At 60.1% G+C, this 12,891-nt stretch carries 15 protein-coding genes and 1 pseudogene; 1 reads left to right on the plus strand and 15 read right to left on the minus strand.

Annotated elements, in window-relative coordinates; all coding sequences use genetic code 11:
• Positions 1–142: pseudogene (locus AB4Z46_RS07330) on the plus strand (IS30 family transposase); the annotation flags it as partial.
• 33 nt (positions 143–175) lie between these two features.
• On the opposite strand, the gene AB4Z46_RS07335 reads toward AB4Z46_RS07330, so the two are convergent.
• The 15 genes from AB4Z46_RS07335 to AB4Z46_RS07405 all read right to left on the minus strand — a co-directional run bounded on the left by AB4Z46_RS07335 (position 176) and on the right by AB4Z46_RS07405 (position 12,769).
• The gene (locus AB4Z46_RS07335) at positions 176–481 is read right to left on the minus strand and encodes a hypothetical protein (protein ID WP_442282827.1); all 306 of its coding nucleotides are present in this window, start codon (positions 479–481) and stop codon (positions 176–178) included.
• A 76-nt stretch (positions 482–557) separates the two neighbouring features.
• Positions 558–902, minus strand: coding sequence for a hypothetical protein (locus AB4Z46_RS07340; RefSeq protein ID WP_442282828.1), 345 nt, complete (start codon positions 900–902; stop codon positions 558–560).
• Between the two features lie 1,460 nt (positions 903–2,362).
• A complete protein-coding gene (locus AB4Z46_RS07345) occupies positions 2,363–3,211 on the minus strand; it encodes an alpha/beta hydrolase family protein (protein WP_442282829.1) in 849 nt (282 codons plus the stop codon).
• 75 nt (positions 3,212–3,286) lie between these two features.
• The gene (locus AB4Z46_RS07350) at positions 3,287–3,838 is read right to left on the minus strand and encodes a GNAT family N-acetyltransferase (RefSeq protein WP_442282830.1); all 552 of its coding nucleotides are present in this window, start codon (positions 3,836–3,838) and stop codon (positions 3,287–3,289) included.
• Between the two features lie 67 nt (positions 3,839–3,905).
• Entirely contained in the window at positions 3,906–4,163 is a 258-nt protein-coding gene (locus AB4Z46_RS07355; RefSeq protein WP_162573579.1) for an SWIB/MDM2 domain-containing protein, read from the minus strand.
• A gap of 242 nt (positions 4,164–4,405) precedes the next feature.
• On the minus strand, positions 4,406–5,380 hold the full coding sequence (locus AB4Z46_RS07360; RefSeq protein WP_442282831.1) for a hypothetical protein: 975 nt from the start codon (positions 5,378–5,380) through the stop codon (positions 4,406–4,408).
• Between the two features lie 128 nt (positions 5,381–5,508).
• Positions 5,509–6,234: a hypothetical protein gene (locus tag AB4Z46_RS07365; protein WP_442282832.1), complete on the minus strand. Its 726-nt coding sequence runs from the start codon at positions 6,232–6,234 to the stop codon at positions 5,509–5,511.
• A 165-nt stretch (positions 6,235–6,399) separates the two neighbouring features.
• A complete protein-coding gene (locus AB4Z46_RS07370) occupies positions 6,400–6,981 on the minus strand; it encodes a hypothetical protein (RefSeq protein WP_442282833.1) in 582 nt (193 codons plus the stop codon).
• A gap of 218 nt (positions 6,982–7,199) precedes the next feature.
• Positions 7,200–8,153: a PKD domain-containing protein gene (locus AB4Z46_RS07375; RefSeq protein WP_442282834.1), complete on the minus strand. Its 954-nt coding sequence runs from the start codon at positions 8,151–8,153 to the stop codon at positions 7,200–7,202.
• A gap of 547 nt (positions 8,154–8,700) precedes the next feature.
• Positions 8,701–9,129, minus strand: coding sequence for a hypothetical protein (locus AB4Z46_RS07380; protein WP_442282835.1), 429 nt, complete (start codon positions 9,127–9,129; stop codon positions 8,701–8,703).
• A 115-nt stretch (positions 9,130–9,244) separates the two neighbouring features.
• Entirely contained in the window at positions 9,245–9,499 is a 255-nt protein-coding gene (locus tag AB4Z46_RS07385; protein ID WP_442282836.1) for a DUF6868 family protein, read from the minus strand.
• A 36-nt stretch (positions 9,500–9,535) separates the two neighbouring features.
• Complete coding sequence (locus tag AB4Z46_RS07390) at positions 9,536–10,624, minus strand: serine hydrolase domain-containing protein (protein WP_442282837.1); 1,089 nt, start codon at positions 10,622–10,624, stop codon at positions 9,536–9,538.
• 296 nt (positions 10,625–10,920) lie between these two features.
• Complete coding sequence (locus tag AB4Z46_RS07395; RefSeq protein WP_442282838.1) at positions 10,921–11,271, minus strand: VOC family protein; 351 nt, start codon at positions 11,269–11,271, stop codon at positions 10,921–10,923.
• A gap of 86 nt (positions 11,272–11,357) precedes the next feature.
• Positions 11,358–11,624: a hypothetical protein gene (locus tag AB4Z46_RS07400; protein WP_442282839.1), complete on the minus strand. Its 267-nt coding sequence runs from the start codon at positions 11,622–11,624 to the stop codon at positions 11,358–11,360.
• Positions 11,625–11,770: 146 nt separating this feature from the next.
• Positions 11,771–12,769: a GNAT family N-acetyltransferase gene (locus AB4Z46_RS07405; RefSeq protein WP_442282840.1), complete on the minus strand. Its 999-nt coding sequence runs from the start codon at positions 12,767–12,769 to the stop codon at positions 11,771–11,773.
• Positions 12,770–12,891: the final 122 nt, after the last annotated feature.

Genomic DNA, 12,891 nt, shown 5'->3' on the forward strand with positions numbered 1-12,891 from the left:
GCCGAAGGGCATGGACATCTCAGGGTTCTCCCAGCTTCAACTCAATGCGATCGCTAGACAATTGAACGAGAGGCCGCGCAAGACGCTCGGCTTCCATACACCCGCTGAGATGTTCAGTGAATGTGTTGCATCGACCGGTTGAATCCGCAGCCGATAGCGCGCACTGGTGTCTGGCTCACCAATGAGCAGCCCAGCGTACCAGCAGCATCAGATTAACGGCAATCGCCACAGTGACCAGCGAAATCTGGTACCAACCGAATGCGCGGTCGGCCGTTCCTCCCAGGCTGCCCCTCAGGACTCCCTCAAGGGCCTCCCTTTCGCTCGCAACCAGAACCACAAGGACGACGCACTGAAGCGCCCCGACTAGGTGCCACCCCCAAAGCCCGGAAATCGCTGTGATGAAGCACAGACCAAGGCCGACCATCCACAAAAAGCTGGCGATGCGCTTGAGGAGCGGCGAAAGGTTGTCGCGAACGCGCATTTTGAGAGGTAGGAAGGAAGTTCCGGTTCGGGCCGAACTGCGCCACACGCCCGGAGGGTCCGGCGTGCCGTGGTAACTATTGGAGGGTGCGGAGGCCCTGGTAAATCGTCTCTGCGATGCGTTTGTCTGAGATAGGGCGCATCTGTTCAAGAGCGCCGTAGTGCGCCTGGACCATTCCGGCCACCAGCCCGTGTCCGATTGCCGTTCCCGCGCCCGCCTGGAGGCCCGTAGCTCCCTGTGGCGGCATGGCGGTCGCGTTTATCACCTGAGCCTGCACATAGTCAGCCTTCTGCTTTTCCTGCTTGGGCGAGGTAGGGAGCGCCTCGAACACATAGAAAAACCTCGGCGGCTGTGCATGATTCTTGGGCAGAAAGATGCCGCCTTCAAGCCATCGTGACTGCGGATACAGCCATTCGTTCATGTCACGAATGGGTCGGCCTGCTCCGAAGAAGTAGGTACCGGACCTATCCTCCAACTCCGCGACGTACCGCCCCGGTACGATTTCGTGCTCAATCTTGACATTCATTCCGGCAGTGAATTTCCATACAAGCGACTGCTCAATAACAATCTCCTGGCGGACTGCGGCCTTGTTCAGGTCTTCCCGTCTTGTCGCGCACCCGGCTAGGACTGCACTGCTTACGAGCGCCATCACACACACACGCCTCGTGACTCCTACCTTCACAGGCATACCTGCAGTTCTCATCTTTCGATTTCCTCCAATGCCCCGTACAAACCGAGAAGTGACGGCTCGAGCGCGACCGTAGGCACGTCCCGCATGTCGTCTCTCGGCGATTGTCCCTATGGGCCGGTTTGTGTGCACCCGCTTCAGGCGATGCGCTCCCGACTCGCCATCAAACCGTTGTGCGCGCGCCGCGAGCGTGCGCTTCCAGGCCAAATTCTGAGGCGAGGTCGACTGACCGGTTTTGGCCGCTATGCGCCTCTCAGGATGTTGGCCCAAGGTCGGCGTTGCTGTCCCCGAAACGCAGATTGAACACGTCATCGCAGGACACTTCCTGCATCGCAAGCATCTCACTGCATTAGCCATCTTTGCTGAGGGAGACATCTCCCCGCGTCGCCGAGTGTCAGTTGCCCCGAGGGTTCGAACTCGCACCTAACCGGAGCCTCGTCAGGCCCTTGGATATTGACGGACCTCACTTTCCCGTCCTCCAATCGAATCCGACCGAATAGCTGGCCCGAGGAAAACCAAACACTCCGACATCCAGAGTACTGGGGCGATATCGTGCTCGGAAATATCAGGAGGGTCACGCCATGAGTTTCTTGGAGCCGAGCGCTGCTCGGCGGCGCGCTCAACTCGCAGCTTCCGCTCCCGCCTGTGGGACTAGAGCACGCGGCAAACAACTGCACGCCACAAGCCACCGTCAATGCTCTAAGCAACATGTTTCTCCTCGTCTGTTCTTCTGCGAACCATTCGTCGACGACGCGCGGCCCACGGCTGCCCTCTTGGTCTGGCCTTCACGGGGTCACCAGCTTGTACGTCTGCTTTCGGACGAACTGAGCTCCGCCGGCCACACGAAGCAAAGAGATGTGAACGACCCTTCGTTGGCCTCCACCTCTGCTTCATCGAACGCTAGATAACCCAGATAGCTTGGCTGATAGGCAAACCCCGCAGGCAACCATCCAGCAGGAGCTTCGAGGCGTGGGTCAGATGCGACGTCAGGCATGGTGAATTCGAGTTGCGGTCGATTGTGGGCTCCGTTCTGTTGGTGTGCACCCGCTTCAGAGAAAGTCGCTCCTCAATGCGACAAGAGGCGTTGCGCCCGCTGCGAAGGTCGGCTAACGGGCGAATTGAACGCGCCAGCCGAACGTCGGGTCCTGGCCGACCTCAGCCTTTCCGCTGTAGCTCCCGCCTAGTTCGTTGCTTCATAGGACGCCGATCAGAAACTCATGGATAGTCGCGGGGAACTGCGCATGAAACCGTTCCCTATCGAAACCGTCTGGGTCGGTGGCCGGTAGAAATCCGGGCCGCCGCATACTGGCTGGGAAAGGCGTCAAGAAAGAATAGTGGCCTGCTCCGTCAACGACGATCAAATCGTGCAGGACGCCCTTGGGCAGCGTCGATAGCGCCTGTTCGATCCTTTGCACTGGGGTGATCTGATCCTGCGCGCCAGTGATTACCAGGATCGGTGACCTGACGTCGGCAAGCGACTCAGGGGCCAGAAACCAGTCCATCGATGGGGCAAGCAACACAGTCGCCCGAACCCGCGCATCGGCCTGCACTGCGATCGGGCTTCCCGTTCGAGACCATGGACTCCCCCCCACCAACGCTAGAGCCGTATAGCCGCCCATTGAATGCCCCAGCGCGCAAATTCGCCGGTCATCTGCTACAGACCCGAAGAACTCGTCCGTGAGAACAGCGTCGATGGCCAGCGATGCTTGGCGTGGGCGGTTCGCGGCCGCCGCATCCGTATTCGAGAGCGAGCCATCATTTCGGTTGTCCCCCGGATGCTCAGGGCTCACGACGATAAAACCTTCCCTCGCCAAGTAGCCTGCAATGGAGCGATAGAGCAGATGGGAGCCACCGCCGCCATGCGAAATCACACACACCGGAAAGTGACCAGGCGCGATCAGGGCGTCGAGGGTGGCGTTGAAGTGGTACGGCCCGATTGAAGTTCCGGTGGATGAGGCTTCGCTCGGATACTGGACGACAGCGGGAAAGGACGAACCGCTCTGCGGGTCACGTATCGCAATTTGGCGGACGCCTGATTCCATGGCCGTTTACTTGGTAGAGGAGGGAAATCTGTTCGTCCAGTCGAATGACCGGTGGTGGCCGCATTCTGCCTGTCGCTACGGCCGGCAAGCGGCGTAGATGAAGCAATCTCGGGGCTCGGCTGAGATGTTCGGATGGACCGTGTGGCGGGCAAGCCGTCCCTCCAGCAGGAAGCCGCTTTTCTCTAGCGCTCGGGCGGACGGGCGGTTGTCGACATCGCAGGTCGCTTCAACGCGGAAGATTCTTGGCAGACGGAGCGCGATGGCTGTGAACGCCTGAATGGCTTCTACCATCAGACCTTGGCCCCATTGGCTGCGTGCGAGCACGTAGCCAATGTTGACGATGTGGCCGAGCGGACGCACGTCGAGCATGCCGATGAGTTGGCCGCTCGCCTTCAGGGTGATGATGTAAGGGAGCGCTGAGCCGGCGTTCCACTGAGCGACGGAACTGGCGATGAAGTCGCGCGTGGTTTCCAACGAGCCATGCGGTCGCCAAACCATGTACCGGGCAACATCCGCATCCTGGGTGTAAGAGGCGAACATTCCCTCGGCGTCTGAGAGGTCCGGCGAGCGCAGATTGAGGCGCCGGGTCTCAATGGAACCGGGAAATGCTGGGGAAGTTTGGTCCATCAGAGGTACGGTCGGAATGTCTGGTGCTGGCCGGCCGGAGCCGGCTGCGTGCGGGCGGCAACGCTCTTCAGGACAGGTGCTTCCCAACAAGACCCGACATTTCGAACATCGTCACCTCGGGCTTGCCCATCACCGCTTGAAGCTTGGCATCACAAAGGATATTGCGCTTGTTCGCTGGGTTTTGGAGGTTGTTCAGCTTGATGTAGCCCCACAGCAGCTTGGTGACCTCGGTTCGAGGCTGGGGTGCGGAGCCAATGACGGCTGCGAGCTCGACGCTGGGTGTCAGGGGGCGCGTGAACGCCGTTTGCTTCTTGGCAGTGGTCATGTTTGTCTCGGCAAAGCGGTGAATTCTACGGACGCCCCCCAAAAGGTTTCGCTGGGCGCGGCTCCGAACGGCGGTTGTGGGTTATGTCCGTCGGTCAGTTCTTGGCAAATTGGAAGGCAGGCATGAAGGTCCGATGTTGGCCGCATTCTGACGTACGCGATGCCGCCATATGGTCCAACATCACTTGGCCCAACGTGGCTGGCATCTTGGTTGCCCGCTCAGCCGCGGGAAAAGGACTGGTACTAAGAAGGAGCCGGAACATTGCCACCTAGAGCATCTCGCAGCCTGCGGAGCAACTCATCCTTGGAGAAGTCGGGAACGGCCTCCGGGTCCGCCCCGAATGGGAGGTACACACTGGTCACCCCTGGCGAGTGCTCCCATGGGCGAGAGAAGTCCTCTTCGTTGTCCGGGAGAAGAAACTCGCAACTGCTCGGGTCTACACCATTGGCAATCTTGAGCCGAGTCACAGCATTGCTGATGCTATTTTGCGTCAGTTGGAGGAGATGGATGTCGCGCTGAGCAGCCCAGTTCGTCGCCACCACCCTCGACCGGATTTGCCGACCACCCCTGACGTCCAACTTCTCCACTTTGTAGAACATTGCACCGAACTTCGACTCGCCTATGAGCGTCATCTCAGCTTCTTCGGGAGTCAAGTCGGGCGTGGTCACCGGTCCGATTTCAATCTTGAAGCCACCCGGCCGTGTCCGGAAACCGTGCTTCGTGGCGTTGTACTCATCGATGACCGCGTCGCTTAGATGCTCGCGGGCCAATCCGCTCCAAAGCTTGGAGGACCCGCGAATGGCTGAGAGTTGCCTCTCTGTGCCCGGCTCGAACGTCTCGAAGACCAGCGAGGCGATTGGGTTCCAACCCATTCCCGCGAGCTTGAACTTCGACAGAAGCGTATGGTCCCCTTCGCTGATTCTCTTGACGACATCGCGCAACTCCGTGTTTGAGCAGCGCGAAATCCAAGCATACGGACAGTCCGGTGCCTGTACCAGAGCACACAGGAGAGAGAACATCGTCTCCGTTGCGTGATGAAGGGCAAGGCGGATAGATACGGACGCTCTCTTCTCGTCGTCCGTCTTGGTGTGCGCTTTGAGGACATATGAGAAGAACTCGGGGTCCAAACCGTCCAAAAAGTCCCGTGTTCTCTCTGCAACGTCCTGCTCCCAAAGGAGATACGGCTCGTTGCCGACGGCAAAGATTGCTGATTGCATCCCCCTCCCTATGTTGGAAAATTATGGTATCGATGCTTCGCGTTCAACGATACGGCTCGTGCTTTGCCCTTGAATCGCAGCCATCCAATCATCCCGAAAGCCGTCGAACCTTGGCAAACTTTTGAAAGTCACTCAGAGGCATCCACGGGAAGCGTGCGGACGGTACCGACAAGTTCCTGCATCACTTCCAACGCCCACCGGCACAGCGCCGTCCGCTGCCGCAACTCCGCACGGTATCCGTCGAGTTTCTCAGCATCAAAATGCCCCCCGAAGTAAATCTTGCCGCCTGGAGCCAAGTCCATTCGGAGCGCTATGGCAAGACGCCCCGCATGGCTGTGAGCATGATGGCTGTCAATGTTCCGCTTCAATTGAGTCGCCGCGCCCGCAGATAATCCCAGCCTCGATTCATTGGCGAGAACCTGATAGGGAGCCCGGTTGCCCTCTGCACGTTCGTCCTCATCGACGACAAGCTTCCAGTAGTTGCACTCCTGGTCCTTGAAGAGCAACGTTCGGGGGTGGGCAGTCAGCAGCGCCATGCAGATTCCTTCCACGGCTTGCCTAGCCAGATTGCCCGATGCACCAAGTTTCCCGGAGAGCAGCAGCTTGACGGATGTGAGGCAATCGTCCAACACCCCGTGGATGAACGCACCTACTAGCCCCCGTTGCACGCCGCCTTCGCACTCTCTCTGAAAATCGATGAACATCTTGTAGGCCGCGGCAAACGCCTCGGCGAACGTTAGAGCGTCCGCTGCAACGGCATTCTGAAACTCGAGGCGTACTGACTCGTCAGAGTCGAAGGCCTCTGCGACAACGTCTTGAGGATTGGACAGGTCGACCGTCGTGAGCCGATTCAAACACAAGTGTTGAAGTGCTGGGCGGTTGCCCGCCGTCGACCGAATCCTGCCACAAGGCTACTGAGACCTCATCGTCCGGTGGGGCAACGCATGCCCGCGGCTCGAGCTCTCATCAAAAGTGTGGCGGCGCACGGATGCGGAGACAAACGTCGGCTGCTGGCCGCTCTAGCCCCAGAACCAAATCATGCCGAGATGGGCGCTGCAAGCGCGGTCGAGACATTCGCGAAGGGCCCTGACATCAGCGAGTGCGTCCTGCGCAAGCTCTTGCGCATCACTCCCCGTCTCAGAAGAGTAGGCATGCGACCGCTCGTCCACTGTGGCCGCATCCAAGTCGCGCAATGCTGCTCGAAGCTCGACTACCTGCGCTGCTCGAAAGGCGTGCGCATGTCCAAGCTGCACCTCGCCAAGCTCGACCGCCAGCCCAAGCATCTCTCCGCGGTACCGCCCTCCGACATTGGGAAAGTTCGTGACACCGTCCACCTTGGCAGTAGTTCCGTTGAGGACGAAATAGAGCCCGCCCTTGGAATACAGCTCCGTGCAGGCAACTTCCGATTCAGGCCAAGCGCATCCGAGCTCGACGTCGACCTCCTTCGTCACCTCGCGCTTCGAGAACCAAGGGCCGACCTTTTCAGTCGCGGTCATCTTCGGGCGCCGCCCCTCGATGAAATCGCGCGTGTGCACAGGGTTCACCTGCAGGTGGTCCAGCTGCTCGTCGCTTACGGTGCACAAACGCAGGTTGTACCCCATCGTCTTCCTTCAAACTGGGCGGTTGGTCTGAATGTCCGCAGTTGGCCGGCCCCAGCGGTTGACCGACTGTAGCTCTGTTGCGGAGCGGCTCGAAACGAGGGGTCCGCGGCCCCTCCCTTGTGGCGGCAGCTACCAGCATCCGCTGGGGCTGCCGACACTCTCGTAGGGCTGCGCAGAGGTGCAAAAGGTCGTCACTTCGCGGCGACGTCCTCTGGAGCTTACTCGTTGGCTCGCTTTAACGTCATTCGATGGACCACCACTGCCCCATACGACGCGAAATTCCCAGTGAAGCTGGCGGGAAGCTGTGACCATGTCATCTCCAGCGGGATGGTCTCCGAGAAATCCGACGTAAAGGTCTTCTCGAAAATGGTGAACGACTCGAGAACCGCCTGATTGTTATCGAATGTCGTGCCGGAGAGAACCACCTTCACGGTCATTTCCTGTGCCATCTCCCAACCTGCGGGAACGTTCGTCGGCACGAAACTGCCTCCAATCTTGTATTGGAGAGTCCCGGACGTGTACGGCGCCGGATTTGCAACCGCCACCTGGTGTGCAAGCACCGTCCCCGTAGCCTTTCCGGCCGGCACCTTGGACAACTCGATGATTTCTGCCGACGTCTTGAATTCGTAGCCGGAGACGGTGTTCACGTCCGCCCGCGTGATTTGGGACGTACCTGAGATACCACTGCCTTGCAGCAACGAGAAGTTCTGTGCAAAGCCGCTGAGCTGACCGCCGCTAAAGCCGCCTTGGCGCTCGGCATCCGCGCTGGATTGGAACAAGCAGCTGAAGTCATACGGATTAGAGATGAAGTCCCAGAAGTTCCCGTAGTTTGCGACCCTGCGGTAGTACGCGCACCCACTCAACACCGCCGAATCAGAAATCTTGAACCCGCTGGCGTTGAACGTCGCAAACGCAGGAAGCGCGCCTGGGGCAACTGCCTTCACAACCACGTACGCAGGAGCACTGGTCTTTCCTCCGCTGGAGACCACGAGCTTCAGTGTGTACGTGCCTGGGATGTCAGCCCAGAGTGTCGTCATGGGCGGGGTGGGGTCGAAAATCTGCGTCGTGCTGCCTGACGGTTTGGATACAAGATTCCAGAGGTAGCTGACTGCCGCACCGTTGATGCCCGTGCTCTTCGATGCGTCAATGCCGATGGTTCTCTTCGTCAGCATGTCGATGTTGCTGGGAACCCTCGCAACTGGCAGCTCGGGTTGCGGCTGCGGTTCTGGGTCCGGGTCGGGCTGAACCGGGACCTCAGGGTTCTTGTCATCGGTAGCCGTAGGCGTCGTGGTCGTGCTTCCGGTCGCTGCCGTCGTCGTCCCGGTTGTCGACGTCGGCAAAAACGCACCGGCACCTCCGCCACCGCCACCACCACCACCACACGCAACCAGCATCAAGGCGGCTGCACAACTCGCGAACGCACACCACACAGGTCCGCGACCATACCGGCCCAAGCGGACCGACAGTTCCACTCCATCCATCACCGCCCCTCAAATCAACTATTGGTTACATTCAAATGTAACGCCAAAGTGTTCATTTGTGGTCAGTCGCGGGTCAGTTCTAAGAGAAATTTGCTGGTGAAACACCCGGCTCGGCCGCATGCGATGACTTGACAAGCGGGACGCATCAAAGCCGGAACGCGGGCGCGCACGCCGCGAAGGTCAGCTATGCCGCGAATTCTGCGGCGCCGCCGAACGGCTGCTGTTGGCCGACTGCGGTCTACCGCGGCGAGGACCATCGGACCGTGAGTATGCATGCCGGCTGGACTCCAAAGGCACGATGAAACACGCCCGGGCCCCAGATGACAAAGTCACCCTGGCGGCGCAGGGTGTGCGCCAGGACGTCCGGCGGCGCGAAGTCAGCGGTCGCTGAGAACTCAATCCTGAACTCGCTGGTTGGGCTCACCAAGACTGACATCGTTCGCCCCTCGCTCAACGGCTTGGATTCGCCGTTCGGATTGCCTGCCGGATGAGAGAACCACTTGACGCACAGCCCGGCAGCAAGCTCCTCGGCAGGCACATGGCGCAGTTCGCCAGGTGGTTTCTTGGTCCAATCGCTGAACCCGACAAACCAGCCTGTTCCGCTGGTGTCCAAATCGCCGGCGTTGCCGAACTCCACGTTCTGCGCGAGAAGCTGCTTCGAATGCATGCCGAATTCTGCCCCTCGTGTTGGACGTCCGCTTGTGGGCCGCATTCTGCCCTTGCAGGGAGGCAGCAAAATCCTGGTCTTTCTGTGCTTCAAATCGTTGGGAGCGCGCGCTTGGTCAGCCGGTATGACTCCCCAGGACGCGGAGGGTGACGTATGGCACGACGTTGAAAAGAAGAATGCCAACTTTGTAGACCGCCATGCATGCGTAGTGGATGCCATCGAAGCGCTCTTCCGATATGTGAAACCATCGACCGTGGAGCCTTCGCATCCAGGCATGGGCAAACCTGAAGGCGACAAACCAAGCAAGCAGTACGGCGTAGTTGAGAACTGCGCACCACAGCAGAAAATCGCTCACAAACTGAAGCGTCATTGGACGTTCTCCATGAGGGGCCGCTCGTGGCCGTTCTCAGCCTTGGCCGGCAGCTTCCACTACCTGAGCGACGACAGCCATCACCGCTGCGGTCTGGGCGCGCAAATCCTGGGGCCGCGGGTCGGTCGCTGCCGTGGCGACGGCAAGCTTCAATGAAGGCACGAACAGGGCGAACTGTCCGCCATATCCCCATGCCCACGCGACGGGCTTGCCCCTCAGAATCCCAGTAAACCATAGGTAGCCATAGCCGGTGTCGACAATGGGAGGATTCCGCCAGACGCCGACAATATGCGCCCGCGAACTCTCCGTGACCCATTCCGCTGGCAGCACAGTCGTACCCTTCCACTTGCCCCCGTCAGCCATCAACCAGGCCAGCTTCGCCAAATCGCGCGTCCGCATCTTGAGACCCATATAGGCCATCGCATTGCCGGCCTTGTCTCGACCCCAGGAGAACCGCTCGATTCCCAACGGAGCGAACAGGTCCCGCTTCGCGAGGTCTTCAAGCGGCATCCCTTGGGCGCGTTCGAGAATGGGGGTGAGCAGTGAGACCGCCGCATCGTTGTACGACCAAGAATTGGGAGCTCTCCCGTCGTTCGGTAGGCCCAACACGTGCTGCACTGGGTCAGGCGCGGTCACCAACGCGCGAAGCTGCGTCGTGAATTCGTAGGAGATGCCCGTGGTTCCGGTGAGAATTTGTCCCAACGTCACGCTGGAGGCAGACGAGCCGGGGAACTTCGGAACGAGGTCAGGCAATAACTCGCCCATGGACTGCGAAAGGGCTTTGAGCTTTCCTTGTTGAAGTGCCTTACCCACCAACATCGAGCACACGCTCTTGGTTGCCGAGTTGACTGCAAGCAAGTCAGCGCTCGTAGCGCCTCCGTAGTAGCGTTCCCCGACAAGCAACCCGTTTCGCACGACCAGCAGACTCCGTAGAGGACTGACAGACGAGCCGGAAGTCAGGGCTGCATCAAGCGTCGAGGCAGAGATGCCTTGGCTCTCGGGGCTGGCCGTTTGCCAATCAAGGAGGTCCGCGGGCGACGCTGCACGGCCGATTCTGGCGGCCATCCCGGCCACCAGTAGTGAAGCTGTACCGCCGAAAACGAAGCTCCGTCGAGAACTCATCATCGATCTCCAAGCTCCCTAGGACGTCGATTGCGCGAATCGACAAACGCTTCTCGCGACAGTGCGAGTATGAATGAGCCAGGTTCTGGCGCAGGCCGGCATGTCCGTTCCTGGCTGCATCCTGCCACAGCAACTGCCTCGGCCTCGTGGATCAACTGAGCGGCGCACTACTGCCGATGAAACCTCATCAAAACTGTGGAGGTGGCGGTTCAGGGTCGGCTATCGGGCGAATTGAGCGCGGGCGGCGAATGACTGGTTGTGGCCGATTCTCGTCGTAGAGGTTTGTTTGCGGACGGGGTTCACATGTGCGCAAGGATGTTGACAAGCTTCCCAAATGGGTCGCGAACGAAGAACCGGCGGACGCCCCAGGGTTCGTCAGCGGGTCCGTATTCGACAGAGAAGCCGGCGGCGAGCATGCGCCCGAGCGCAGCATCCACATCATCCACTTCAATCGAGAGGTCCGGCACCGGGGTGCCAGAGCCACCTTCCGCGGCGAAGCTGACCTGTATGGTCATCTCCGTCGGAGAGCCAAAGGTCTGAATCCAGCCATGGTCCATCAGAACCTCGAGGCCAAGGGCATCTTGATAGAACGCCCGGGCCCGGCCTGGGTCGAGCGCCTCGAAATTGGCGACTATCCGTTTGACCTGCAACTTGCTTCCCTTTCGCGGTTGTGGATGGGATACCGCGCTCGAAGAGGACGGCGAGCCTCATTGACGGGCTGTGGCCGCATTCTGACCTACCAGCTTGTTGCTAACCAGAAGACCGCCGTCAGGAGCACCCCGTAGAACGCCGCGCCAGCCAAAGTGAGTCCGGCGACCGTGACTACACGCCTGCCGTCCAGGACGAAAGCAAGCGCTCCGGCGGCGGCATGGATATTTGCCTCATGGCCGTTCAGTGCTTCACCGCGCCATCTTCCAAGGGAAAGCACCCGCACAAGCCCTTTCCCAGTCAAGATAAAAGCTGCCTCGAGGATGGCTAGAGCTATCACAAGGATTGCGTCCATAGGGCTCCATTAGACGTCTGGTCCTGGGCGTTTTTTCATGCACCTGCAGTTGGCGTGCACGCGCTTCCGCCTGGGTAGAGCGACGTTGTTGGGAGTGCGCGGCGACCGACCGGTCCTGGCCGACTGTAGCCGGTCGGCGCCTTGGGCTAACTTGCTTCGCCCAGTTCCAGCGGCTTGCGGAATATGCGATTGCGCCTGGTCACGATGAACCCGCAATCTTCATAGACGCGGTTCGCGCCGTTCAGGTTCTGGCTGTCGACCCCCAGTGCGGATTCGTCCATGCCCGCAGCCTCCTGGGTTCGCAGGCTGAGGGAGATGAGCGCGCGAGCGAGGCCACGCCGCCGCCAGGGCTCGCCCACACTGATGAACTCTGTCCATCCCCTCTTCCGCCCATTCGCCGCGTTCCATACTTCGTCGATGTATGTGCGTACTTGACCAGCCACTTCGTTGGTCTCCACCTCCCAGGCGACCTGCCACAAGTGCGGCTGAAAGACCTGGCTCACCTGCCACCTTTGGTAGTCCGCCTCATCTGGCGGTGAATAGCCCCAGTGCGTCCGGAACGCGCGGGCATGCGCATCCCAGATGGCGCGAAGGTGCTCCGACCGCACCTCCCGCACCTCCAATCCGGGCGGCAGCGGAAAGTCAGCAACGGCGTTCAGCGTGGGCCGCTCCATGGTGCAGAAATAGCGCTCGACTCGATAGCCGGCTTTCTCCAAGAGCGCCGCTCGCGCGGATTCGCCCTGAGTGACGAACGCATGGTGTGCGTGCCCTGGCGCGCTGCGGTGAGCCGCCGCCATCTCGCGTTGTCGCGATTCAAGCCAGGAATGCAATGAAGCGCCGATTCCCCGCCGGCGCCATTGCGGCGCAACAACTCCGAACTGCCCATAGAGCTGGAGGCCATCCGCCTGTGCCCAACGCCAGGCACGCACATAGCCCGCGATTTCTGCACCGACTTCGGCAATCCACACGTCTCGTTGTGGCACGCATTCGGTGAAATTGGCGTAGTCCCGTGCCACATCTTCGACTTTTCGGAAGAACCCGGTCTGGTCGGCGGCGAAGCTCGCGTTGGCGCAAGCGACCATGGCTTCGAAATCCGATGGGCCCGCGAATGCTCGAAATTTCACACCCTGCAGTTGACTATGCATCAAATGTCCTTCCCAGCTGCTGATTGCTGTCGCAGCGAATTTTTCGTCGGGAGCTCGTATCGAGCATACAGAAAGCCCCCTTTCTGCGCGACGCTGTGCAAAGCGAAGGCGAAGTTCTCATA

It is taken from the genome of Variovorax sp. M-6 (assembly GCF_052114385.1).
In the GTDB taxonomy this organism is placed as follows: domain Bacteria; phylum Pseudomonadota; class Gammaproteobacteria; order Burkholderiales; family Burkholderiaceae_C; genus Variovorax.